We start from the raw sequence: 23,478 nt of genomic DNA on the forward strand, positions 1-23,478 counted from the left end.
GCGGGCGCCGCCGCGGCTTGCGGCCAGGGGCCGCAAGGCATTCGGCGCGGATGATTGGTTTTTGTTGATTGTTCGTTTTCGGCGATATAACATCGGCCGCATCCCTCGCCGGATTCCCGGCGTCGCATCCCCGGCAGCGCATTCCCGGCACCCGGGCATGGCGGCCGCGCCGCGGCGTCCCATTCTCCCGTTCCCCATGAGCAGAAATATCTCCCTGCGGCACCTGCGCTGTTTCGTCGAGGTGGCCAATGCCGGGTCCTTCACCACGGCCTCCGCGCGCCTGTTCGTCACGCAGTCGGCGCTGACCGCCACCATCCAGCAGTTCGAGGAGGCGGTCGGCCTGAAGCTGTTCGACCGCAACACGCGGCGCGTGGTCATGACCCAGGAAGCCATGCGCTTCAAGGACGAGGCCGACAAGATCCTCAAGGAGTTCGACAGCGCCATCGCCGACCTGCAGTCGTTCGCGCAGGGCCAGCAGGGCCACATCCGCATCGCGGCGGCGGCCTCGGTCATCTATCAGTTCCTGGTCAAATCGATCGCCACGTTCCGGCGGGAATACCCGAACGTCACCTTCTCGCTGCGCGACGCCGGCGCGGAGCAGGTCGAGCAACTGGTGATCGACGGCGAGCTCGATTTCGCCATCACCAGCAAGCACAAGGGTTTCGACGACCTGGACTACACGCCGCTGCTGGAAGACCGGTTCGGCGTGGTGTGCCGCGCGGACTATGCGCTGGCGTCGGGCACGGGGCCGCTGCGGTGGGCCGATCTGAAGTCGAAGGATTTCGTCGCGTTCACGGCGGATACCGGCATCGGCACGTTCCTGGCGCACAACGCCGGGCAGTGGCCGGTGTTCCAGGGCAGCCACGACGAGATCTCGAGCACGACCTCGCTGTTCGCGGTGCTCAGCGAAGGCGGCAGCTTCTCGATCGTGCCGGCGCTGGCGGCCAGGGTGGCGGGTTTCAACGAGCTGTCGTTCCGCGAGCTGCGCGGGCCGGTGCTGTCGCGCGAGATCTGCCTGATCACGCGGCGGCTGCGCTCGCTGTCGCCGAGCTCCCAGCGCATGCTCGACGTCATCCTCGACACCATCAGGCAGCATCCGCTGCCCGACGGCGTGGCGATGATCGAGGCGGCCGCGGCGCGGCGCCCCCGCAAGGGCGCCGCGAAGCCGGCCTAGCCGGCGCCGGGCCCGGGGCGCGCTCAGGACGCGTATTGATGCTCGCGGTCGTGCGCGACGAGGCGCGGGTCGCGCGCCGCGCGCGGGCCGTAGCCGCCGCCGCCGGGCGTGCGCAGGATGACCTCGTCGCCCGGTTCCAGCACCTGGGGCCGGCGCGAGTCGATGGCGCGGCCGTTGATCAGCACTTCCCCGCACGCGCCGGGCGCGCCGCCGCCCAGGCCGGGCGCGGGCACCTGCAGCCGCTCGGTCAGGAACACGATCGACAGCGGCGTGCGGTGCTGGCTCACGAAGCAGATCTCCTCGCCCAGGCCGCCGCGGAAGCGGCCTTCGCCGCCGGAACCCTCGCGCAGCGTCTTGTACTTGAAGAACAGCGGCGCGTCGCGCTCGGCCACCTCCACCGGCGTGGGCGAGATATTGCTCGGCCACGACATCACCGAGGCGCCGTCCTTGCCCGCCGTCGCGCCCAGGCCGCCGTTGTAGAACAGCACCGTGGCGAAGGGCTTGCCGTCGTCGCGGGTGCCGCTCAGGTTGGCGATCCACAGCGGCGAGCCCACGCCCGCCATGACCTTCTCGGGCAGGATCTGGTACATCGCGCCGAAGATCACGGTCGGCACGTAGTGGCCCGTGCACGAGCGCCCGCCCACCGGCGCCGGCGAGCGCGGGTTGAGGATGCTGCCTTCCGGCGCCACCGCGCGGATGGGGCGGAACAGGCCGTCGTTGTTGGGCAGGTCCGGCAGCAGCAGGCACTTGATGGCGTAGACCGTCATCGCGCTGGTGTACGACAGCACGCAGTTGATGCCGCGCGGCTGCTGCGGCGACGTGCCGGCGAAATCGCACTCGATCTCGCCGTCCTTCACGCGCACCGCCACCACGTAGCGGAAGCGCTGGTCGAAGCCGTCGGTCTCCATCTCGTAGTGGTATTCGCCCTCGGGCAGCCGGGCGATGGCCTGGCGCATGGCGGCCTCGCTGCGCTCGAACAGCGCGTGGGCGAGGTCGTCGATGCCCGGCAGCGCGTATTCGGTGAGGATATCGTCGAGCCGGCGCGAGATCAGCTCCACCGCGCCCACCTGCGACCAGATGTCGCCCACGGTCTGCTCGGGCGTGCGCACGTTGGTGCGGATCAGCGACAGCAGCGTCTCGTCGGCCTGGCCCTCGCGCAGCAGGTGCATCATCGGGATGTGGAAGCCTTCCTCGAACAGCTCGCGCGCGTCCACCGAGCGGATCTTGCCGCCGATGTCCGGCACGTGGCCGGCGGTCGCCGCGAAGCCGGTCAGCACGCCCTGGTGGAACAGCGGCTTGACCAGGCACACGTCGTTCAGGTGGCCGGTGCCGATCCACGGGTTGTTGGTGATGTAGATGTCGCCCGGGCGCATCGCCTGCGCGCCGATGCGGGCGATGGCCGCCTGCACCGTGCGCGGCAGCGTGCCGATGAACGAGGGGATGCTGCCGCTGTTCTCGGCCAGCGAGCGCCCCTGCGAGTCGGTGATGACCACCGCGAAATCGTTGGCCTCGGTGGACAGCGTCGAGAACGAGGTCCGCACGATCAGCTTGGCGGCTTCGTTGACCACCGAGCGCACGCGCGTCCAGAAGACTTCGAGGAAGATCGGGTCGGCGGCCGCGCCGCCGTGGGTTTGCCTGTCGCTTGTCATGCTGCCTGCTCCTCAATGGTGATCACCAGATTGCCGCTCGCCAGTTGCTTCACATGGCCCTTCGGCCCGACCACCAGCGACGAGCTGGCGTCCTCCACGAGCAGCGGCCCCGCCGCCGAGAAACCGGCCTGGAGCGCGCCGCGCTCGAACACCGGGGTCTCCACGTAGGCGCCGGCTTCCCTGAAATAGACCAGGCGCGAGCCCTTGGGCCGGGCCGGCTCGCCGCCTGCCAGCGTCTCGGCGTCGAACGCCTGCCGCGGCGGCGCCTCGCCGGTCACGCGCAGGTTGACCAGCTCCACCGGCACGTCCGGCGGGGTGCGGCCGAATTTCTCGCGGTAGCCGGATTCGAAGGCCGCCACCAGCGCCGCGCGCACCTCCTGCTCGGTCTGGCCGCCGGCCGCCGCCGTCGCCGTGTAAGGCCCGGCGGGCAGCGCCACCGACAGGTTGAAGCCCTGGCCGGCGAAGCGCCCGTCCGCGTGGCGCACCAGCGCGATCGGGCCGAAGGTTTCGGCGAGCTGGTCGAGCGCGCCGCGCGCCTGCGCTTCCAGCGCGGCGAAGGCCTCTTCCAGCGTCGCCAGCGAATCGGTCGCCGGGCGGAAGCTCACCGTGCGCGAGCGGTCCGCGCGCGCCGGCGCGACCAGCAGGCCGTAGGCCGAGGCCACGCCCGCCGCGGGCGGGCAGATGATGGTGCGCACGCCGATCTTCTGCGCCACGTAGTAGGCATGCAGCGGGCCGCCGCCGCCCGTGCACAGCAGCACGAAGTCGCGCGCGTCGCGGCCGCGCTCGGCCACGTGCACGCGCGCCGCGCCGGCCATGTTCTCGGCCACGATGTCGTGCATGCCCCAGGCCACGCCGGTCACGTCGCGGCCCAGGTGCTCGCCGATGCGGCCCAGCGCCGCGGCGGCCTGGTCGCGGTCGATCGACATGGTGCCGCCGGCGAAGTAGTCCGGGTTCAGGTAGCCGAGCACGAGGTTGGCGTCGGTGACGGTCGGCTCGGTGCCGCCCAGGCCGTAGCAGGCCGGCCCCGGTTCCGAGCCCGCGCTCTGCGGGCCGACCTTGAGCAGGCCGAGCTGGTCCTGGTGCGCGATGCTGCCGCCGCCCGCGCCGATCTCGATCAGGTCGATGGTGGTGATGCGGATCGGCAGCCCGCTGCCCTCGGCGAAGCGCTTGCGGCGCGCCGCCTCGAAGCCGAACGCGATCGACGGCTTGCCGCGCTCGACCAGGCAGAGCTTGGCGGTGGTGCCGCCCATGTCGAACGCGAGCAGGTTGGCCTGCTGGTCGCGCAGGCTGTAGTGGGCTGCGGAAATCGCGCCGGCCGCGGGGCCCGACTCCAGCAGTTCGATGGGGTTGCGCTTGGCTTCCTCGATGTGGGACAGCCCGCCGTTGGACAGCATCATGAGCACGCCCGCGGGCAGCCCGAGCGCGCTCAGGCGCGCTTCCAGCGCATCGAGGTAGCGCTCGGCCAGCGGCTTGATGTAGGCGTTCGCCACGGTGGTGGAGTTGCGCTCGAACTCGCGGATCACCGGCGCCACGTCGGACGACAGCGTCACGTGCAGGGCGGGGAAATCGCGCTCGATCCACTGGCGCACCAGTTGCTCGTGGGCGGCGCTGGCATACGCGTGCAGCAGGCATACCGCGACCGATTCCACGCCCTTCTCGGCCAGGCCCGCCACCACGCGGCGCACCTCGTCGGCGTCGGGCGCCTCGATCTCGTTGCCGCGCGCGTCCATGCGGGCGCCGATCTCGGCGCGCAGGCTGCGCGGCACCAGCGCCGGCGCGGCCTCGATGGCGAGGTCGTAGAGATCGTACTTGCGCTCGTGGCCGATCTCCAGCACGTCCTTGAAGCCGCGCGTGGCCAGCAGGCCGGTGGTGCTGCCGCGCCGTTCGATCAGCGCGTTGGTAAACAGCGTGGTCGCGTGCACCACGCGCGCCACGCGCTCGGCGCGGATGCCGCACGAGCGGATCAGCTGGCTCACGCCGTCGGCGACGCCCTGGGCGGGGTCGCCGTGCGTGGTCAGCACCTTCAGGCTATGCAGCTTGCCGGCGCCGTAGTCCAGCGCCACCACGTCGGTGAAGGTGCCGCCAATATCAATACCAATTGCCCAAGTTGTCACAAGACGCTCCCGGCGTGTTCAAGGTTTCGAGGTTCATGACGGCATGATAAAAATGGCCATTAACAATGGCCAATGAAAAATAAAGATGGATTATTAAGTTCGGACGATATGTGGGTCCGGGCCGCGCGCCTCGGGCCGCCCGGCGCCGCAAGAAGTGCCTGCCACGCCGCCGCGCCGCTGCCGCGCCACCGCCGGGCCGGCCCGGCAGCCAACTGTACGGCACGCCGATGGCCCCAACTGCGTCTACCCGGGCGGCGGGGCCGCCGGCAAACTTGGGCGCTTTCCCCGGAGTCTCCCCGATGTCTTCTGCCACCCGGTTCAAGGCCGCCGCCTGCCACGTCTGCCCGATCTACTTCGACCTGGACGCCACGGTCGACAAGACCTGCGCGCTGATCGCCGAGGCCGCCGGCCACGGCGCCAGGATCGTGGCGTTCCCGGAAGCCCACCTGTGCGCGTTCCCGGTGTGGTCCGGCGTGCGCGCGCCGGTGGAGAACCACGAGTTCTTCGTGCGCATGGCCAGGAGCGCCGTGACCATCGACCACCCGGCCATCGACCGCATCCGCCGCGCCGCGCGCGCGCACGGCATCGTGGTCTCGCTCGGCATCAACGAGGCCTCGAAGGCCAGCGTCGGCTGCATCTGGGACACCAACCTGCTGATCGGCGCCGACGGCAGCCTGCTCAACCGCCACCGCAAGCTGGTGCCGACCTACTGGGAAAAGCTGACCTGGGCCAATGGCGACGGCAGCGGCCTGCGCGTGGTCGACACGCCGGTCGGCAAGGTCGGCGCGCTGGTGTGCGGCGAGAACACCAACCCGCTGGCGCGCTACAGCCTGATGGCGCAGGGCGAGCAGATCCACATCGCTTCCTATTCGCCGTGCTGGCCGACCCATCCGGCCGCCAGCAAGGAGCGCTACGACCTCGCCGCGGCGATCCGCATCCGCTCGGGCGCGCACAGCTTCGAGGCCAAGTGCTTCACCATCGTGGCCTCCGGCTTCTTCAGCGACGCCGCCGCCGAGCTGGTGTGCCGCGGCGAGCCCGCCGCGCGCGCGCTGGTGGAGAGCGCGCCGCGCAGCGTGTCGATGATCATCGGCCCGACCGGCGCGGTCATCAGCGACACGCTGCAGGACGAGGAAGGCATCGTCTATGCCGACATCGACCTCGACGACTGCATCGTGCCCAAGCAGTTCCACGACGTGGTGGGCGCCTACAACCGCTTCGACGTCTTCACGCTGCACGTGAACCGCGCGGCGCTGGAGCCGGCCGCGTTCCACGACGCCTTGCACGACCTCGCGGCGCTGCCGCCGGCCGGCGCCGATTTCGCGCCGGGCGACGCCATTCCCGGGGGCGCCGCATGAAGCCGCGCCTGATCGATCTCTACAGCGACACCCAGACCCGGCCGACCGCCGGCATGCGCGCGGCGATGGCGGCGGCGGAAGTCGGCGACGAGCAGTCCGGCGACGACCCGACCACGCTGCGGCTGTGCGCCGAGGTGGCCGCGCTGCTGGGGCAGGAGGCGGGCGTGTTCATGCCGTCGGGGACCATGTGCAACCTCGTGGCCATCCTGGTGCACACGTCGCCCGGCGACGAAGTGATCTGCGACCATCAATCGCATATCTACGGCACCGAAGCCGCGGGCGCCGCCGCGCTGGCCGGCGTGTCGATCCGCGCGCTGCCGAGCCCGCACGGCATCTTCACGGCGCGGCAGGTGGCCGACGGCATCCGCCCGCGCGCGCGCACCGCGCCGCGTTCGGCGCTGCTGTGCGTCGAGCAGACCACCAATTTCTCGGGCGGCGCGGTGTGGCCGCTGGCGCAGCTGCGCGAGGTGCGCGACGCCGCCCGCGGGCACGGCCTGCGCTGCCATCTGGACGGCGCGCGCCTGCTCAACGCGAGCGCGGCCACCGGCATCGCCGCGGCCGACTACGCCGCCGGCTGGGACAGCGCCTGGATCGACCTCAGCAAGGGGCTGGGCTGCCCGGTCGGCGCGGTGCTGTGCGGCAGCGCGGCGTTCGTGCGCGACGCCTGGCAATGGAAGTACCGCCTCGGCGGCGCCATGCGGCAGTCGGGCGTGCTGGCCGCCGCCGGCCTGTACGCGCTGGAACACCACGTCGCCCGACTGGCGGCCGACCACGCCAACGCGCTGGCGATCTGGCGCATCCTGTCCGCGTGCGGGCTGTTCCGCTTCGATCCGCCGCGGCCGGACTCCAACATCCTGCGCTTCACCTTCGACGCGCCCGCCGTGCGTGCCGAGGCGTTTGCCGAACGCTGCCTGGCCGAAGGCGTGCGCGTGCGCGCGATCGGCGGCAACTTCATCCGCGCCACCACGCATCTCGACGTGGCGCCACAGGAGGCCGAGCAGGCCGCGCATGCAATGGTGGCGGTGGCGCGCGCCGTGGCCGCGGGCGCCTGAGATGCCGCGCGCGCTTGCGGCCCGGTCGAGGATAATCGCTGCTGGCGCGGCCCCGGCGTGGATGCGGGTCGGCGCCGGCCAGTGAACGCAATGCGAGGAACGCAGCATGAACGCCAGTGCCAGGCAGAAACCCGCCGCGGTGGCCGGACCCGAGGCCGTGGCCGAACCCACGGCCGGGAGCGCGGACCAGCCCGCGGCGGCGGCGAGGCCGGTCGGCGCGGTGCGCACCACGCTGTACGCGCGCCTGGCCGCGGAGCTGAAGCAGCAGATCCTCGAGGGCGTGTTCGTGGCGGGGCAGAAGCTGCCTTCCGTGCGCGCGCTCAGCCGCTCGAAGCAGCTTTCCATCAGCACCGTGCAGGAAGCCTACCGGCAGCTTGAAGACGAGCAGTGGGTCGTCGTGCGCTCGCAGAGCGGCTGCTACGTCGCGCCGCGGCTGCCGGAGATCGCGCGGCCGGAGCCGGTGCCCGGCGGCGGCGCCGTCACGCGCTATCTCGCCAGCAGCGGGCCGGCCTCGGCGCTGGCCTACCGCGAGGACCTGATTCCGTTCGGCGCCGCCATCCCCGACGCCTCGTTCTTTCCGTGCGAGCGGCTGGCCACCGGCATCGCCAACCTGCTGCGCCGCAAGCCGGCGCTGGTCGGCAACTACAACTTCGCGCCCGGCTCGCTGGAACTGCGCCAGCAGGTGGCGCGCCGCGTGGTGGAGTGGGGCGCCAGCGTGGACCCGCGCCGCGTGGTCATCACCAACGGTGCGGTGGAAGCGATCCAGTTGTGCCTGCGCGCGGTCACGAAACCCGGCGACACGGTGGCGGTGGAGGCGCCGGCCTACTACGGCTTCCTGCAGACGCTGCAGATGCTGGGCCTGCGCGCGCTGCCGGTCGTCGGCGCGAACCGCGACGGCATGGATGTCGACGCGCTGGCGCGCGCCGCGGAGGGCGGCAAGATCGCGGCGGTGCTGCTGTCGACGACGGTCAGCAATCCGTCCGGCGCCACCATGCCGCTCGCGCGCAAGCGCCAGCTGGTCGAGCTGGCCAACCGCTGCCGCATCCCGGTCATCGAAGACGCCACCTTCGCCGACCTGCATTTCGCCGGCGATTGCCACGCCGCGCAGGGCTTCGACGAATCCGGCCTGGTGATGCTGTGCGCGTCGCTGACCAAGACCATCGCGCCCGGCATGCGCGTGGGCTGGGTCGACGGCGGGCGCTTCAGCGAGCAGATCGCGTTTCTCAAGCGGGTATCGAGCGTCGGCCAGCCCCAGGTGCTGGAGCTGGCCCTGGCCGAGTACCTCGCCAGCGGCGGCATGGCGCGGCGCCTGCGCCGCACGCGCCGCGCCATGCAGGCGCAGGTCTATCGCATGGCGGAGAACGTGGCGCGCGTGTTCCCGGAAGGCACTTCGTTCGCGCTGCCCAGCGGCGGCTTCCTGCTCTGGGTCGAGCTGCCCGGCGAGGTCGACACGCTCGCATTGCAGGAGCGCGCCGTCGGCCTCGGCGTCGGCGTCGCGCCGGGCATCCTGTTCTCGCCCCACGGCGACTACGGGCACTGCATCCGCATGAACTGCGGCGTGCCCGATTCGCCCAGGGCGCGCGAGGGCCTGCTGCGGCTCGGCGAGCTTGCCGGGCGGATGGCCGGCCCGCGGTAGGGGCCGGCGCGCGCCGCTCTGCCTCGGTGCCGCCTCAGTGCTGTTCGACGCAGAACGCGGTTTCCTCGTCGAGCTCCCGCCCGGCCAGGCGCAGCCGGTACTTGGCGGTGGCCTTGCGCGCGCCGCAGGCCGCCGAGCACCACAGGCGGTCGCCGCGGCGCGACTTGTCGACGAACAGCACCGGACAGACCGGGCTCGCGCACGCGCGGATCCTGTGGCGCAGGTCGCCGGTCAGCAGGTCGATCGCGTCCTGCGCGATCAGTCCCAGCACCTGCGCATGGCTGATCGGGCTGCCCAGCCGCTTCTTGTCCCCGGTGCTGGAGAGCTGCGGCGGGGGCGGCATCTCGCGCGCGAAGGCGTTGATGGTCTCGACCTCGCCGCGCGCCGGCGCGTGGCCGGCGCGCACCGCCTGCACCACGCCGTAGATCGCGCGCCGCAGCTCGCGCATCTGCGCCAGCTCGTCTTCGGTCGCCCGCTGGGGCGGCTTCGGCAGCTTGGCGCCGCGCAGCCATTCGTCCCAGCGGCGCGCGCTGTGGATGCGCTCGTATTGCCGGCCGGTCCACTCGCCCAGCGTCTCCACCAGATAGAGGCTGGCGACGCCGCCGCGGAACTTGAGGGTCAGTTCCTTCTTTGTCACCGGCCGCGCGGGCGCGGCAGCGGCTTCTCCCGCTGTGCCCGCTGCGGGCAGTTCAGGTGCGTTCATGGCAGGTTGTCGCTATGGATGTGGCCCATATCATCGCAGTTACGTCCCCGAAAAAAAAGGTGCCGGCCCATGTTCCGTCCGCGCGCCTGCCGAAGCGGCGATGGCGCCAATGGCGGCACCGGATATGCATATTCGAAATGCGCGCTTGTTGGCCGGATACCTTGTGCGTAGACTTTCCGTCATGAGTTTAACCCATGACAAAAATCGCTTGGCGTCATGGCTTCCCGGCCGGCGCCAGCCCGTGGCGCCGTTTCTTCCCGCTGTTTTCGATAGGTGTCACGGATGGCCTTGGTCGTGGGGGCGCACCCCCAGAATCCTTCGTTGTCGATCCTTGCCAGGCGGCAGGCGCATGTCGCCGCGCTGCGCGCGGAGGGACTTTCCTTTTTTGTCTACGGCGCCGGCGCGGTCACGATTCCGCTGATCCGGCTCGGCGTGATCCACCTCGGCGGCACCGGGGCGACGCCGCCGATCCTGGCCAAGGCGCAGGGGCTGGCGGTGGCCGCCTTCGGCATGTCCGGGCCGCGCCACGAGCGCGGCGGGCTGGTGGTGCGCGCCGATTCGCCGGTGCGCACGCTGGCCGACCTGCGCGGGCGCGGCGTGGCCTTGATGCCGATCTCCTGGCACACGCAGTTCCTGGCCGCCGAACTCGACGCGGCCGGCCTCGACTGGCGCGAGGTGAACGCGGTCGAGCTGACCCCGGCCACGGCCCGGGACGCGTTCGTCGCCGGGCTGCTCGACGCCATCGTCGCCACCGATCCGCTGCTCGGGCAGATCGAGCAGGCCGTGCCGGTGCGCGTCCTCGCGCGGCCGGGCCACGCCTTCTCGAACCGCTCGGTCTACTGGGGCCGCCAGGACGCGCTGCGCGAGCGGCCCGCCGCGGTGCATGCCCTGGTCGACGCGCTGGCCGACTCGGACCGCTTGACGGCGGCCGACCCGGAAGCGGCCGCGCGCCTGCTCGACGGCGTCAACGGCAACAGCGCCGCGCAATGGCTGCCCGCGCTCGCCGCGCGCCCGTGGGGCGTGCACGTGCCGGACGCCGGGTTCCTGGCCGAGCAGCAGCGCCATGCCGACATCTTTGCCCGCTTCGGGCTCATTCCCGAACCGATCGACGTCGCCGACACGGTGACGGAGAACTATCCCGCCCTGGCGGCGGCATGACAGCGAGGACGAACTTCATGGAAGTCTTGTGGTATCTGACCGGCCCGGACGGGCGCTACCCGTGGCGCGCCGACGGCGCGCGCGCACTGAGTTATCCGTATTTCCAGCAACTGGCCCGCGCCGTGGATCACCTCGGCTTCACCGGCGCGCTGCTGGCCACGGGCACGCACGACGCGTGGGTGCAGGGGGCATCGCTGATTCCCTACACCGACCAGTTCCAGCATCTGATCGCCGCGCATCCGCCGCTGCTCTCGCCCACGCTGCTGGGCAAGATGATCACCACCTTCGACCAGTTTTCCAAGGGGCGCCTGCGCGTGAACATCGTCAACGGCGACGCCAAGCTGATGGCGCAGTTCGGCGTGCACCTCAGCCACGACGAACGCTACGCCTATACCGACGAATACCTCACCGTCCTGCGCGGCCTGCTGCGCGGCGAATCGGTGACGTTCAAGGGGCGCCACATCCACGTGGTCGACGCGGGCCTGCCGCTGCCGCCCTACGGCGGCCGCACGCCGGAGCTGTGGTTCGGCGGCTCGTCGCGCGCGGCGCACGAGGTTGCCGCCAAGCACATCGACACCTACCTGTCGTGGGGCGAGACGGTGGAGCAGGCCGACAGCAAGATCCGCGAGGTGCGCGAACTCGCGCGCGCGCACGGCCGCGCCGACAAGATCCGCTTCGGCATCCGCCTCTACGTCATCGTGCGCCCGACCGAGGCCGAGGCGTGGGCCGCCGCGCAGGACCTGTACGACCACATGGACGACGCGGCGATCGCGGGCGCGCAGGCCTATGTCGCCGGCATCGATTCGGTCGGCCAGCAGCGCATGTCGGCGCTGCACGGCGGCAAGAAGCCCAAGGACATCCGCGAGCTCGAGATCGCGCCGAACCTGTGGTCGGGCATCGGGCTGGTGCGCCACGGGCCGGGCACCGCGCTGATCGGCAGCCCGTCCCAGGTGCTGGCGCGCATCCGCGAGTACCGCGAGGCCGGCATCGACGTGCTGATCGTGTCCGGCATGCCGCTGCTGGAGGAAGCCTACCGCTTCGCCGAGCTGGTCCTGCCGCACCTGCCGGTGGACCGCCGCGCGGACGCTGGCGCCACATCCGCCTGGACCAGCGAGCGCGACGCGGGCTGGCGCACGCAGGCGTCGTGACGCCCGGCGCGGGCCGCGGGCTCCCGCTTCCCGCTTTCCCTTTCCATCGTTTCGCAACAAGCTACAAGACCAAGACTCCCATGTTGCCCATCAAGAAACATCTCCTCGCGCTCGGCGTGCTGGGCCTGGCCATCTCGACCGTCTTGACCATTCCGGCCGGCGCGGCCGCGGAAGTCGTCAAGATCGGCCTGGTGCAGACCACCACCGGCGGCTCCGCCGCGCTGTACGGCATCGAGCAGAAGAACGCGATCCAGCTCGTGGTCGACGAGGCCAACGCCAGCGGCAAGCTGGGCGACCTCAAGCTCGAGCTGATCCACTACGACGACGGCGCCGACCGCAACCAGACCGTCAACATCTTCCAGCGCCTGATCGCGCAGGACAAGGTATCCGCCATCCTCGGGCCGACGCTGGCGACCTCCGCCTACGCGGCCGACCCGCTGGCGCAGAAGGCCGGCATCCCGGTGGTGGCGTCGTCGAACACCGCCGCGGGCCTGACCACGCGCCTGGGCGACTACATCTTCCGCGTCAGCCCGCCCGAGGACAACGTCACGCCGAACGTGCTCAAGACCGTGATCGGCCGCTACGGCGTCAAGCGCGCCGCGCAGATCTACGGCATCGACGACCAGTTGACCAAGTCCGCCTACGGCGTGCAGAAGAAGGCGCTGGAAGACAACGGCATTCCCATCGTCGCCACCGAGACCTTCCAGCGCGGCGACGTGGACTTTGCCGCGCAGCTCACCAAGATCAAGGCGCAGAACCCGGACCTGATCGTGATCGGCGCGCTGGCCGAGGAAGCCGCGGGCATCGTGCGGCAGGCGCGCCAGCTCGGCATCTCGCAGAAGGTGGTGTTCGTCGGCACGCAGTCCGCCATCTCGACCAAGTTCTTCGAGCTCGGCGGCGCCGGCGCCGAGGGCGTGATCGTCGGCACGGCGTGGTTCGCCGAGCTGGACAATCCGGTCAGCAAGGCCTTCATCGCCAACTACGCCAGCCGCTACAAGCACCCGCCCGACATCTATTCGGCCTATGGCCACGATGCCGCGTCGCTGCTGGTGGAAGCCATCCGGCGCGCGCGCTCGGGCGACAGCAAGCGCATCCGCGCGGAGCTGGTCGGCATCAGGAACTATCCGGGCGTGCTCGGCCCGATCGGCTTCGACGCCAACCGCGACCCGACCGTGCAGCCCAAGATCCTGGTCGGCAGGAACGGACGGTTCGTGCCGTTCGAGGCGAAGTAAGGCCGCGGCATGAACGTATTCCTCCAGCAGACCATCAACGGCGTGGCGCTCGGCGCGACCTACGCGGTGTTCGCGGTCGGCTTCACGCTGCTGTTCGGCGTGCTCAACGTCCTGAACCTGGCGCAGGGCTCGATCCTGATGGTGGGCGCCTTCGCCGGGCTGGAGCTGACGCTGGCCCTGCACTGGCCGCTGCTGCCGTCGTTCCTCGTGGCGATGGCCATCGCGGGCGGCATCGCGCTGCTCAGCGAGCTGCTCGTGTTCGGGCCGCTGGCGCGGCGCGGCGCCAACCGCTGGATGGGGCTGGTCGCCAGCCTGGCGCTGTCGCGCCTGCTCATCGCCATCGTGCAGGAGGTGTTCGGCACCCAGGTGCGGCGCTTCCCGCCGGCGCCCTGGACCGGGCACGTCTGGCAGCTCGGCGCGGTGCGGGTGCAGAGCCTGCAGGTGGTGGTGATCGTCGCGGCGGTGGTGCTGATGGCGGTGCTGGCCTACGTGCTGCGGCGCACGCGCGTAGGCCTGGCGATCCGCACGATGGCGTTCCGGCCCAGCGTCGCGCAGCTGGTCGGCGTGCCGGTGGCGCGGCTGCGGCTGCTGACGTATTTCCTCACCGGCGCGCTGGCCGGCGCCGCCGGCGTGCAGCTTGGCGTGCTCTACGACGCCGTATCCCCGTTCATGGGAGAGAACATCTTGCTCAAGGGACTTTCGGCGCTGATCCTCGGCGGCCTCGGCCACGTGCCGGGCGCGGCCATCGGCGGCCTGGTGCTGGGCCTGACCGAGGTCTACAGCGTGGCCTACCTGCAGTCGTCGCTGCGCGACGCGGTGGCATTCGGCGCGATCTTCCTGGTGCTGGTGTGCCGGCCCTCCGGCCTGTTCGGCACCGCGACGAGGCAGCGCGCATGATCGAGTGGCTGCAATCGTACGAGAACGTCATCGCGCTCGTCTTCGTCAATGCCATCCTCGGCATCGGCGTGTACCTGATGCTCAGCGTGAACCGTTTCTCGCTGGCCACCGGCGGGCTGGTGGGCATGGGCGCCTACGTGTCGGCTCTCGCCACGCTGCATACCGGCCTGCCGTTCGCGGCCGCCGTCGCGCTGGGCACGCTGGCCGCGGCGCTGGTGGCGCTGCTGCTCGGCACGCCGGTGCTGCGGCTCGAAGGCGACTACTTCGCGCTGGGCACGCTGGCCTTCACCGAGGTGTTCCGCGTGATCGCGTTCAACTGGGACAGCGTGACCGGCGGCGCGCTGGGCCTGGACGCGATTCCGGTGCGCACCACGCTGCCGCAGCTCGCCGGTGTGCTGGCGGCGCTGGTGATCGCCGTGCTGGCGCTGCGCGGCGGCCGCCTCGGGCGCATCATGGAAGCCACGCGCCTGGACGACATGCCGGCGCAGTCGCTGGGCATCGACGTGGCGCGCGTGCGCCTGGCCGTGTTCGTGTTCAGCGGCGCGGTGTGCGGGCTGGGCGGGGCGCTGGCGGCGCACATGAATTCGTTCATCGGCCCCAACGACTTCGGCCTGCAGCGCAGCCTGGATGCCGTGGCCTATGCGGTGCTGGGCGGGCTGGGCCACGTCGCCGGCGCGATCGCGGGCGCGACGGTGTTTACCGTGCTGCCCGAGGTGCTGCGCTTCTCCGCGCAGGCGCGCGAGATCCTGATGGCGCTGATCCTGCTGCTGGCCATCGTGTTCCTGCCGCGCGGCATGCTGTCGGTCGGCGGGCTGGCGGCGCCGCGCGGGCGCAGGCGCGCGGCGCGTCCGGCCACCGCGGAGGCGTCGCGATGAGCCCGGTATTGTCGGTACGCGACGCGCGCAAGCGCTTCGGCAACGTCGCCGCGCTCGACGGGCTGTCGTTCGACGTGGCGCCCGGGACCATCACCTCGGTGATCGGGCCCAACGGCTCGGGCAAGACCAGCCTGATGAACCTGCTGACGGGCTTCTACCAGGCCGACGGCGGCAGCCTGTGCTTCAACGGCGTGGAGCTGCGCGGCCTGCCGCCGCACCGCATCGCCCGGCTCGGCATCGGGCGCACCTTCCAGCAGATCCGCCTGTTCGCCGACCTGAGCGTGCTCGACAACGTGCTGATCGGCGCCGAGCGCCGCCGCGGCAAGGACGCGCGGCGGCGCGCGCAGGCCCTGCTCGAGCGGCTCGGCCTGCTGCACGCGCGCGACTGGCCGGCGCAGGCGCTGTCCTACGGGCACCAGCGCCGCCTCGAGATCGCCCGCAGCCTGGCGGCCGAACCCGCGCTGCTGATCCTGGACGAGCCCGCGGCCGGCATGAACCCGACCGAGAAGCGCGATCTGGAAAGCCTGCTGCGCGATGTGCGCGGGCAGGGCATCACGGTGCTGCTGGTGGAGCACGATATGGAACTGATCATGGGCGTGAGCGATTTCGTGGTGGTCATGAACGCCGGGCAGGCCATCGCGTCGGGGCTGCCCGCGCAGGTGCAGGACAACCCGGCGGTGATCGAAGCCTATCTGGGGGTGCGCCATGCCAAGCGTTGAGCGGGACGCCGCGCCGGCGGCGATGCTCGCGGTGCAGGGGCTGTCGGTGGCCTATGGGGCGCTGGCGGTGGTCCATGACGTCAGTCTCGAGGTGCGCGAGGGCGAGATCGTGGCGCTGATCGGCGCCAACGGCGCCGGCAAGACCACCATCCTGTCGGCGCTGATGGGGCTGGTGCCGGCCACTGCCGGGCGCATCGCGTTCGACGGCGCGCGCTTCGACGGCCTCGCGGTCGAGCGGCGCGTCGCGCGCGGCGTCAGCCTGGTGCAGGAAGGGCGCCAGACGGTGCCTGGCCTGAGCGTGGCGGAGAACCTGCGCATCGGCGCCTACCTGCGCCGCGACGCGCAGGTGGAGGCCGACATCGCGCGGATCTACGCGCTGTTCCCGCGCTTGGGGGAGCGCGAGAAGCAACTGGCCGGATCGCTGTCCGGCGGCGAGCAGCAGATGCTGGCCATCGGCCGCGCGCTGATGGCGCGCCCGCGGCTGCTGCTGCTCGACGAGCCGTCGATGGGCCTGGCGCCGCGCATCATCGCCGCGATCTTCGACATCATCGCGGACATCCGCTCGACCGGCACTACCATCCTGCTGGTCGAGCAGAACGCGCGCGAGGCGCTGGCGCTGGCCGACCGCGCCTACGTGCTGGAGCAGGGTCGCATCGTGCTGGCGGGGACCGGCCCGCAGGTGGCGTCCGACCCCGCCGTGCTGGCGGCCTATCTCGGCGGCCGCCACGCCGCGTGAGCGCGCGCGCCGGGGCCGCCGCGTGCTTTCCCGTTTGCTATGACGACATGCGAAATGCGTCGTTCGCGTTTGCTGGGCGCGCCAATAGAATTTCCGTTCTTTCAGACGAAGCTTTCAGATAAAGAGATTGCCATGACGGTGCCTGGACGTGTTTCATCTTCTGTTCCGCGTTCAGGCGCGGAGACCCGCCGGCATGCCGGCCTGCGGCTGGCCGCCGCGCTGCTCGCCGGCGTGGTGGCCTGGAGCGCGCACGGCATCGCGCAGGCGCAGGGCACGCCGCGCACCGGCGGCACGCTGGTGGTGGGGCAGTACCAGGAGCCGACGGTGTACGACCCGAACCGCCAGTACTCGTGGGAGACCTACCGCGTAGACAAGCATATCTACGAGTCGCTGGTGGCGGAGGATCTCTCGCGCCCGGCCAAGGACGGCCCGCCGCCGCTGGTGCCCGCGCTGGCCGAGAGCTGGCAGGTCAGCGACGACGCCCGCACCTTCACCTTCAAGCTGCGCCAGGGCGTCAAGTTCCACGACGGCACCGACTTCAACGCGCAGGCGGTGCAGTTCAACGTGCGCCGCTACACGGACCCGGCGTTCGAGTTCTACGATGTGCGCGCCGCGGCCACCATGAAGCCGGTCTACGGCAATCTGCAGGAAGTGAAGGTCGTCGACGACCACACCGTGCAGTTCGTCTTCAAGGCCCCGTTCGTCGATTTCCCGCGGCTGCTGCCGCAAGGCAACTACGTGTCCGGCATCTTCAGCCCGGCCGCGCTGAAGAAATACGGCCAGGACGGGCTGGCGCTGCATCCGACCGGCACGGGACCGTTCAAGTTCGTCGAGCGCGTGCACGGCGAGAAGACCGTGCTGGTGCGCAACGACAAGTACTGGGGCGCCAGGCCGTATCTCGACCGCATCATCTTCCGCCCGATCCCGGACGACGCCACGCGCCTGGCGGCGCTGCGCTCGGGCGAGATCGACATCCTCACGCGCGTGCCGGCCGACGCCGCGGACGGGCTGGAGGGCAGCGGCTACACGGTGCGCGACAGCACCACGGCCGGCCAGCTTTTCCTGGGCTGGAACTTCCGCAACGAATTCACCAGCAAGCAGGCGGTGCGCCAGGCGATCCTGCTGGCGATCGACCGCGAAGGGCTGGCGCGCACCATCTTCAAGGGCCGCGCGGTGCCGTCCTACAGCATCTTCAACATCGGCAACACCGCCTATGACGCCGCGCAGAAGGACTTCGCCTACGACCCGGCGCGCGCGCGCGAGCTGCTGAAGAAGGCCGGCTACAAGGAGGGCGACGTCCACTTCACCATCATCACCGACGTGGCCAACCAGCCCTCGGTCGAATGGATCCAGCGCGACCTGGGCAAGGTCGGCATCAAGGTCAACGTGATCTCGCAGGAGTGGCTGACCTACACCAGCAAGCTGGCCAATCTCGCGCCCGACACCGGCCTGTTCACGATGGAGTGGGGCTTCGTCACGCCGTACTGGCTCAAGCTCGCCTTCGACGGCTACGTGATCACGCGCGGCGGCGGCGAAAAGGTGGTGGACCAGGCCATCGCGCCGGCCATCGCCAAGGCCGCCTCGCAGACCAGCGAGCGCGCCGCGGTCGCCGCGTGGAAGTCGGCCAACGCGCTGGCGCAGCGCGACGCGGTGTTCCTGCCGCTGGTGACGTTCCGCAACCACTTCGCCAACAGCCAGAACGTGCAGGGCTTCAACGTGCCGGCGCAGAACTTCTACGATCTCTCCAAGGTCTGGCTGAAGAAATGACGCGCGCGATCGTCTACCGCTTCCTGCAGGCCATCCCGATCTTCCTGGTGGTGTCGGTGCTGGTCTTCCTGATCGCCCACGCGGGCGACGGCGATCCCATCACCAACGCGCTGGCCAGCACGCTGCCGCAGGAATCGATCGACGCGATCCGCAAGGAGTACGGCCTCGACCAGCCGGTGCTGGTGCAGTACGCGCTGTGGCTGGAGCACCTGATGGCGGGCGACTGGGGCACCTCGCTGGTGCTGCGCACGCCGGTGTTCGAGGTGCTGGCGCGCAGCTTCGGCAACACGCTGCTGCTGACCGCCGCCGCGGTGGTGGTGTGCCTGGCCGGCGGCGTGGCGGTGGGCGTGCTCAGCGGCCTGAAGCGCGGCTCGTGGATGGACGGCGCGGCCATGCTGGTGATCCAGGTCGGCCACAATTTCCCGGTGTTCTGGTCGGGGCTGCTGCTGATCTGGGTGTTCGGCGTGCGGCTGCAATGGTTCCCGGTCTCCGGCATGTACGACATGCGCGGCGACCAGGACTGGCTCGACCTGCTGCACCACCTGGTGCTGCCGGCCATCGCCGCGGCGGTGATCTCGATGCTGATCCTGGCGCAGCTGGTGCGGGCCCAGGTCATCGACATCATGGGCTCGGACTACCTGCGCACGTTTCGCGCGCAGGGCCTGCCCAGGTCCCTCCTGCTGCGCCGCCACCTCGGGCGCAACCTGCTCTCGCCGGTGATCAACGTCACCGGCCTGCAGGTCGGCTACCTGCTGTCGGGCGTGATCTTCGTCGAGAACGTGTTCAACTGGCCCGGCATCGGCACCCAGCTCTACAACGCGGCGGCCGGCAAGGACTACCCGATGATCCAGGCCGGCGTGATGCTGGTGACGGGCTGCTTCATCGCCGTGAACCTCGCCACCGACGTGGCGCTGGACCTGCTCAATCCGCGCCTGCGCAACGGAGGCGGACCCGCATGAACCACGCCGTCACCACCACGGTCGCCGCCGACGACAACGACAATGACAACGACGGCGGCGGCCAGCACGCTTTCCGTTCCGCGGCGCGGGGCCGCTGGCACCGCCTGCGGGCCAACCGGCTGGCCCTGCTCGGGCTGGTCGTGATCGTGCTGGCGCTGGCCGTGAGCGCCGCGGCGCCGTGGCTCGCGCCGCACGACCCGAACGTGGCCGAGCCGCAGCTGCGGCTGGCGCCGCCGGGCACGCCCGGCTACTGGCTGGGCCTGGACGCGCAGGGGCGCGACATCTTCAGCCGCCTGCTGTGGGGCGGGCGCCGCGCGCTGCTCGCCAGCATCCCGCCGGTGGTGGTGGCGGTGCTGCTGAGCCTGGCGCTGGGCCTGCTGGCCGGCTACCACCGCGGCCGCTGGCCGGCGCTGATCATGCGCGTGATCGACATCCTGTTCGCGTTCCCGATGGTGCTGCTGGCCATCGGGCTGGCCACCGCGCTCGGGCCCGGCATCTGGGCCGTGGCGCTGACCATCGTGTTCTCGGCCACGCCTTACCTCACGCGCGTGGTCTATGCCGGCGTGCGCGCCGAGCGCGACAAGGAATACGTGGAGGCGGCGCGCGCCTGCGGCGCGACCACGGCGGACGTGCTGCTGCGCGAGATCCTGCCCAACGTGGCGACCGCCGCGGTGGTGTACGGCACCACGCTGGCGGGCGGCATGATCGTGTTCCAGGCCGGCCTGAGTTTTCTCGGGCTGGGCACGCAGCCGCCGGACGCGGACTGGGGCCGCATGGTGGCCGAGGGCGCGCAGGTGCTGGTGCTGGGCGCGGCGCATGTGGCCACCGCGCCGGCGCTGGTCATCGTGGCGCTGGCGCTGGCCTTCAACTGGCTGGGCAACGGGCTGCGCGACGTGCTGGACCCGCGCGGCTGACGCGCGCGGCATGGCGCGGGATATTGCGCCACACATGGCACCGGACATGGCGCCCCGATCCGGCGCCGGGAACAAGTTGATGAACCTACTCTCCATCAGAAATCTCGAAGTCGAGTTCGACGGCGCCGGCGGCCCGCAGCGCGTGATCCACGGCATCGGCCTGGACCTCGGCGCGGGCGAGGTGCTGGCGGTGGTCGGCGAATCGGGCTCGGGCAAGAGCGTGACCGCGGCCGCCATCCTCGGGCTGCTGCCGGAGCGCGACAGCCGCGCGCGCGGCTCGATCCGCTTCGAGGGGCGCGAACTGCTCGGCCTGCCCGAAGCGGCGCTCAACGGCGTGCGCGGGGCGGGCATCGGCATCATCTTCCAGAACTCGCTGAGCTCGCTCGATCCGTCCTTCCGCATCGGCGAGCAGATGACCGAAGGCCTGCGCTTCCGCCGCCGGCTCGATGCGGCGGCGGCGCGCGCCGAGGCCGCGCGGTGGCTGGATCGCGTGGGCATCCGCGACATGCAGCGCGTGCTGCGCGCCTATCCGCATGAATTGTCGGGCGGCATGCGCCAGCGCGTGATGATCGCGATGGCGGTCATGGGACGCCCGAAGCTGCTGATCGCCGACGAGCCGACCACGGCGCTGGACCCCACCATCCAGAAGCAGATCCTGGACCTGCTGCGCGACATCAACCGCGAGGAGGGCACGGCGCTGCTGGTCATCACGCACGATTTCGGCGTGGTGTCGTACCTGAGCGACCGCGTGGCCGTGATGCGCGCCGGCGTGGTGGTCGAGCAGGGCGCCACCCGCGACGTGCTGGCGGCGCCCGCGCATCCGTATACGGCGGCGCTGGTGCGGGCCGTGCCCGATTCCGCCGAGATCCGGCGCGCGCAGCGGCAACTGGCCGCGGCGCCCGTGAGCGCCGCGACTCCCGCGTCCCCGATCGCGCCGGCGGACGCGCGCGACGATGCCGACGCGGTGCTGGTGCTCGAGCAGGTATCGCGCAGCTTCCGCCTGGGCGGCGGATTCTGGGGCAAGGGGACCGAGGTCGCGGCGGTGCGGCCCACGGACCTGCGCATCCGGCGCGGCGAGATCCTCGGGCTGATCGGCGAGTCGGGCTCCGGCAAGTCGACGCTGGCCCGCCTGGCCGCGCGGCTGATCGATCCTTCCGGCGGCACCATCCGCGCGCACGGCGTCGACGTGACCCGGCTGCGCGGGCCGGCGCTGAAGGCGTTCCGCCGGCGCGTGCAGTTCGTGTTCCAGGACAGCGGCGCCTCGCTGAACCCGCGCCGCCAGATCGGCGCGCAACTGGCCGACGCGCTGACGCGGCTGGACGTGGCCGCCAGCGCGCGCGCCGCGCGCGACCTCGCCGTGCAGGCGCTCGAGCGCGTGGGGCTGGCCGCGGCGCACCTGGAGCGCTATCCGCACGAGTTCTCGGGCGGCCAGCGCCAGCGCATCGGCATCGCGCGCGCGCTGGCGGCGCAGCCCGAGTTCGTGATCCTGGACGAGCCCACGTCCGCGCTCGACGTGTCGATCCAGGTCCAGGTGCTGGACCTGCTGCGCGAACTGCGCGCGGAGCTGAACCTGACCTTCCTGTTCATCGGCCACGACCTCGCGGTGATCGAGTCGCTGTGCGACCGGGTGGCGGTGATGGAGCGCGGCACCATCGTCGAGACCTTCGACGCCGGCGCGCTGCACGAGCACACGCGGCACCCGGTCACGCGCCGGCTGCTGGAGGCGGTATTGCCGCTGCGCCGGTCCGCCGGCGAGGACAGGCGCTCCGCCGCGGCCTGAACGATGCAAAAAAGGAAATGCAGCACATGACAGGCCGGAAGATCATCTACAACGCGTTCACCCACGTCACGCCGTCGCACCAGACGCACGGGCAATGGCGCCGGCCCGAGGCCGGCGCGCAGCGGAATTTCTCGCGGCTCGAGCCGTGGGTGAAGCTGGCCCGCACCGCCGAGCGCGCCGGGCTCGACACCATCTTCCTGGCCGATACGGTCGGGGTCTACGACAAGTACCGGCAAGGTTGGGCCACCGCCGCGCGCGAGGGCATGCAGTTCCCGTCCAACGACCCGGCCAGCCTGGTGTCGGCGCTGGGCTACGTGACCGAGCACCTGGGCTTCATCGTCACCAGCTCGATCCTGCAGGAGCATCCGTTCTCGTTCGCGCGCAAGCTCTCCACGCTCGATCACCTGACCGACGGCAGGGTCGGGTGGAACATCGTCACCAGCTACCTGGACAACGCCGCGCGCAACTTCGGCCAGTCGGCGCTGACCGGCCATGACGAGCGTTATGCCTGGGCCGAGGAATATGCCGAGGTGGTCTACAAGCTGTGGGAGGCGAGCTGGCAGGACGACGCCGTGGCGGCGGACGCAGCCGCCGGCATCTATGCCCACCCGGAGCGCATCCACGCCATCGACCACGAGGGGCCGCGCTACCGCGTGGCGGGGCCGCATCTGCCGCAGCCTTCGCCGCAGCGCACGCCGCTGCTGGCGCAGGCCGGCGCCTCGCCCGCCGGCCGCGGCTTTGCCGCGCGCCATGCCGAGCTGACGTTCCTGCCGGCCATCACGCCGGCTTCGGCGCGCAACGACATCGCCGAGATGAACCGCCGGCTGGCGGCGCACGGCCGCGCGCCCGGCGACCTCAAGTACCTGGTGAGCCTGCACCCGGTCATCGGCAGCACCGAGGCCGAGGCGCGCGTGCGCTACGAGGAATTCCTCCACTGGCGCAGCGAGCCGGGCTACCTCGCGCATGCCTCGGGCACCATCGGCTTCGACCTGTCCGCGATCGACCCCGACACCCCGCTCGACGAAGTGAAGACCGAGTACATGCAGGGCGGCATTCGCGCGGTCATCGACGCCGCGCCCGACAAGCGCGCCCGCTTCGGCGACGTGATGCGCCAGCGCCTGAACAAGGCGGTGGCGGGCACGCCCGAGCAGATCGCCGACAGCATCGCCGGCTGGGTCGAGGCCGGCGTGGACGGCTTCAACCTGATCCCGGTCATCATGCCCGAGTGGTTCGACGAATTCGCCGACGCGGTGGTGCCGGTGCTGCGCCGCCGCGGCCTGATGCAGTCGGGCTACGCCGAGGGCACGCTGCGCGAGAAGCTGTTCGGCCGCGCCGCCCATCTTCCCGATACCCACGCGGCGCGCCGCCTGCGCCCCTGGGCCTGAGCACCGCCCGTCCCCGCCCGGAAGGCGTCCCGGCGTGGGGCATCGGTCCCGGACGCCGGCGGCCGCGGGTGCCGCGGGCGGCGCGCTGCGGTCCGCGGACCGGTCGCCGCTGTCTTTGTCATGACATTGAATCGTCAACTTGCTGAAACATTAGGCAGTCCGAACGGTTTGGCGTCGGCAAGCGGGTTTGCGGGTACCGAGGGGGTTGTTATCCACAGTAATTGT

At 71.1% G+C, this 23,478-nt stretch carries 19 protein-coding genes; 16 read left to right on the forward strand and 3 right to left on the reverse strand.

Features of this window, described 5'->3' with window-relative positions; genetic code table 11:
• The first annotated feature begins 196 nt into the window (after positions 1-196).
• Entirely contained in the window at positions 197-1,174 is a 978-nt protein-coding gene (locus tag AC3WXD_RS00415) for a LysR family transcriptional regulator (protein ID WP_020203865.1), read from the forward strand.
• Positions 1,175-1,197: 23 nt separating this feature from the next.
• On the opposite strand, the gene AC3WXD_RS00420 is transcribed toward AC3WXD_RS00415, so the two are convergent.
• Together AC3WXD_RS00420 and AC3WXD_RS00425 are read right to left on the reverse strand one after the other, a co-directional pair.
• Positions 1,198-2,823 carry a hydantoinase B/oxoprolinase family protein gene (locus tag AC3WXD_RS00420; RefSeq protein WP_492322758.1) on the reverse strand — a complete coding sequence of 542 codons (1,626 nt, stop codon included), beginning with the start codon at positions 2,821-2,823 and terminating at the stop codon, positions 1,198-1,200.
• A complete protein-coding gene (locus tag AC3WXD_RS00425; protein WP_492322759.1) occupies positions 2,820-4,937 on the reverse strand; it encodes a hydantoinase/oxoprolinase family protein in 2,118 nt (705 codons plus the stop codon). The genes AC3WXD_RS00420 and AC3WXD_RS00425 overlap by 4 nt, the downstream gene beginning before the upstream one ends.
• 299 nt (positions 4,938-5,236) lie before the next feature.
• On the opposite strand from AC3WXD_RS00425, the gene AC3WXD_RS00430 reads away from it, so the two are divergent.
• The 3 genes from AC3WXD_RS00430 to AC3WXD_RS00440 all read left to right on the forward strand — a co-directional run bounded on the left by AC3WXD_RS00430 (position 5,237) and on the right by AC3WXD_RS00440 (position 8,980).
• Positions 5,237-6,292, forward strand: a complete 1,056-nt coding sequence (locus AC3WXD_RS00430; protein WP_020203868.1) for a carbon-nitrogen hydrolase family protein — start codon at positions 5,237-5,239, stop codon at positions 6,290-6,292.
• Positions 6,289-7,344, forward strand: a complete 1,056-nt coding sequence (locus tag AC3WXD_RS00435) for a threonine aldolase family protein (protein ID WP_492322760.1) — start codon at positions 6,289-6,291, stop codon at positions 7,342-7,344. The genes AC3WXD_RS00430 and AC3WXD_RS00435 overlap by 4 nt, the downstream gene beginning before the upstream one ends.
• 106 nt (positions 7,345-7,450) lie before the next feature.
• A complete protein-coding gene (locus AC3WXD_RS00440; protein WP_492322761.1) occupies positions 7,451-8,980 on the forward strand; it encodes an aminotransferase-like domain-containing protein in 1,530 nt (509 codons plus the stop codon).
• 34 nt (positions 8,981-9,014) lie between these two features.
• Here the strand turns inward: AC3WXD_RS00440 and AC3WXD_RS00445 are convergent, their stop codons facing one another.
• Positions 9,015-9,683, reverse strand: a complete 669-nt coding sequence (locus AC3WXD_RS00445; protein WP_454732963.1) for a CGNR zinc finger domain-containing protein — start codon at positions 9,681-9,683, stop codon at positions 9,015-9,017.
• A 321-nt stretch (positions 9,684-10,004) separates the two neighbouring features.
• On the opposite strand from AC3WXD_RS00445, the gene AC3WXD_RS00450 reads away from it, so the two are divergent.
• From AC3WXD_RS00450 to AC3WXD_RS00505, 12 genes are all read left to right on the forward strand, one after another.
• Positions 10,005-10,841: an ABC transporter substrate-binding protein gene (locus AC3WXD_RS00450; RefSeq protein ID WP_492322762.1), complete on the forward strand. Its 837-nt coding sequence runs from the start codon at positions 10,005-10,007 to the stop codon at positions 10,839-10,841.
• Between the two features lie 17 nt (positions 10,842-10,858).
• Complete coding sequence (locus AC3WXD_RS00455) at positions 10,859-11,989, forward strand: LLM class flavin-dependent oxidoreductase (RefSeq protein ID WP_020423830.1); 1,131 nt, start codon at positions 10,859-10,861, stop codon at positions 11,987-11,989.
• 80 nt (positions 11,990-12,069) lie between these two features.
• Positions 12,070-13,221, forward strand: coding sequence for an ABC transporter substrate-binding protein (locus tag AC3WXD_RS00460; protein WP_020203874.1), 1,152 nt, complete (start codon positions 12,070-12,072; stop codon positions 13,219-13,221).
• Between the two features lie 9 nt (positions 13,222-13,230).
• Complete coding sequence (locus AC3WXD_RS00465; protein WP_492322763.1) at positions 13,231-14,118, forward strand: branched-chain amino acid ABC transporter permease; 888 nt, start codon at positions 13,231-13,233, stop codon at positions 14,116-14,118.
• On the forward strand, positions 14,115-14,993 hold the full coding sequence (locus AC3WXD_RS00470; protein ID WP_492322764.1) for a branched-chain amino acid ABC transporter permease: 879 nt from the start codon (positions 14,115-14,117) through the stop codon (positions 14,991-14,993). The genes AC3WXD_RS00465 and AC3WXD_RS00470 overlap by 4 nt, the downstream gene beginning before the upstream one ends.
• Positions 14,990-15,712 (forward strand): ABC transporter ATP-binding protein, encoded by a 723-nt coding sequence (locus AC3WXD_RS00475; protein ID WP_492322765.1) that lies wholly within the window; start codon positions 14,990-14,992, stop codon positions 15,710-15,712. Before AC3WXD_RS00470 ends, AC3WXD_RS00475 begins: the two co-directional genes overlap by 4 nt.
• Positions 15,699-16,448 carry an ABC transporter ATP-binding protein gene (locus AC3WXD_RS00480; RefSeq protein ID WP_492322766.1) on the forward strand — a complete coding sequence of 250 codons (750 nt, stop codon included), beginning with the start codon at positions 15,699-15,701 and terminating at the stop codon, positions 16,446-16,448. The genes AC3WXD_RS00475 and AC3WXD_RS00480 overlap by 14 nt, the downstream gene beginning before the upstream one ends.
• Before the next feature lie 132 nt (positions 16,449-16,580).
• Positions 16,581-18,215, forward strand: coding sequence for an ABC transporter substrate-binding protein (locus tag AC3WXD_RS00485; RefSeq protein ID WP_155888126.1), 1,635 nt, complete (start codon positions 16,581-16,583; stop codon positions 18,213-18,215).
• Positions 18,212-19,174 (forward strand): ABC transporter permease, encoded by a 963-nt coding sequence (locus tag AC3WXD_RS00490; protein WP_492322767.1) that lies wholly within the window; start codon positions 18,212-18,214, stop codon positions 19,172-19,174. The genes AC3WXD_RS00485 and AC3WXD_RS00490 overlap by 4 nt, the downstream gene beginning before the upstream one ends.
• The gene (locus tag AC3WXD_RS00495; RefSeq protein ID WP_492322768.1) at positions 19,171-20,088 is read left to right on the forward strand and encodes an ABC transporter permease; all 918 of its coding nucleotides are present in this window, start codon (positions 19,171-19,173) and stop codon (positions 20,086-20,088) included. Before AC3WXD_RS00490 ends, AC3WXD_RS00495 begins: the two co-directional genes overlap by 4 nt.
• Before the next feature lie 79 nt (positions 20,089-20,167).
• On the forward strand, positions 20,168-21,868 hold the full coding sequence (locus AC3WXD_RS00500) for a dipeptide ABC transporter ATP-binding protein (RefSeq protein WP_492322769.1): 1,701 nt from the start codon (positions 20,168-20,170) through the stop codon (positions 21,866-21,868).
• Between the two features lie 26 nt (positions 21,869-21,894).
• Entirely contained in the window at positions 21,895-23,253 is a 1,359-nt protein-coding gene (locus tag AC3WXD_RS00505; protein WP_492322770.1) for an NtaA/DmoA family FMN-dependent monooxygenase, read from the forward strand.
• The last annotated feature ends 225 nt before the right edge of the window (positions 23,254-23,478 follow it).

The sequence above is a fragment of the Cupriavidus sp. FW216-B1 genome, from assembly GCF_058789195.1.

Bases quoted from the DNA above. Each gene is read 5' to 3' on its own strand.
- AC3WXD_RS00500 (WP_492322769.1), top strand. From the start codon at position 20,168: ATGAACCTACTCTCCATCAGAAATCTCGAAGTCGAGTTCGACGGCGCC.
- AC3WXD_RS00455 (WP_020423830.1), top strand. From the start codon at position 10,859: ATGGAAGTCTTGTGGTATCTGACCGGCCCGGACGGGCGCTACCCGTGG.
- AC3WXD_RS00495 (WP_492322768.1), top strand. From the start codon at position 19,171: ATGAACCACGCCGTCACCACCACGGTCGCCGCCGACGACAACGACAAT.
- AC3WXD_RS00415 (WP_020203865.1), top strand. From the start codon at position 197: ATGAGCAGAAATATCTCCCTGCGGCACCTGCGCTGTTTCGTCGAGGTG.
- AC3WXD_RS00490 (WP_492322767.1), top strand. From the start codon at position 18,212: ATGACGCGCGCGATCGTCTACCGCTTCCTGCAGGCCATCCCGATCTTC.
- AC3WXD_RS00475 (WP_492322765.1), top strand. From the start codon at position 14,990: ATGAGCCCGGTATTGTCGGTACGCGACGCGCGCAAGCGCTTCGGCAAC.
- AC3WXD_RS00435 (WP_492322760.1), top strand. From the start codon at position 6,289: ATGAAGCCGCGCCTGATCGATCTCTACAGCGACACCCAGACCCGGCCG.
- AC3WXD_RS00430 (WP_020203868.1), top strand. From the start codon at position 5,237: ATGTCTTCTGCCACCCGGTTCAAGGCCGCCGCCTGCCACGTCTGCCCG.
- AC3WXD_RS00470 (WP_492322764.1), top strand. From the start codon at position 14,115: ATGATCGAGTGGCTGCAATCGTACGAGAACGTCATCGCGCTCGTCTTC.
- AC3WXD_RS00445 (WP_454732963.1), bottom strand. From the start codon at position 9,683: ATGAACGCACCTGAACTGCCCGCAGCGGGCACAGCGGGAGAAGCCGCT.
- AC3WXD_RS00485 (WP_155888126.1), top strand. From the start codon at position 16,581: ATGACGGTGCCTGGACGTGTTTCATCTTCTGTTCCGCGTTCAGGCGCG.
- AC3WXD_RS00505 (WP_492322770.1), top strand. From the start codon at position 21,895: ATGACAGGCCGGAAGATCATCTACAACGCGTTCACCCACGTCACGCCG.
- AC3WXD_RS00440 (WP_492322761.1), top strand. From the start codon at position 7,451: ATGAACGCCAGTGCCAGGCAGAAACCCGCCGCGGTGGCCGGACCCGAG.
- AC3WXD_RS00460 (WP_020203874.1), top strand. From the start codon at position 12,070: ATGTTGCCCATCAAGAAACATCTCCTCGCGCTCGGCGTGCTGGGCCTG.
- AC3WXD_RS00465 (WP_492322763.1), top strand. From the start codon at position 13,231: ATGAACGTATTCCTCCAGCAGACCATCAACGGCGTGGCGCTCGGCGCG.
- AC3WXD_RS00480 (WP_492322766.1), top strand. From the start codon at position 15,699: ATGCCAAGCGTTGAGCGGGACGCCGCGCCGGCGGCGATGCTCGCGGTG.
- AC3WXD_RS00420 (WP_492322758.1), bottom strand. From the start codon at position 2,823: ATGACAAGCGACAGGCAAACCCACGGCGGCGCGGCCGCCGACCCGATC.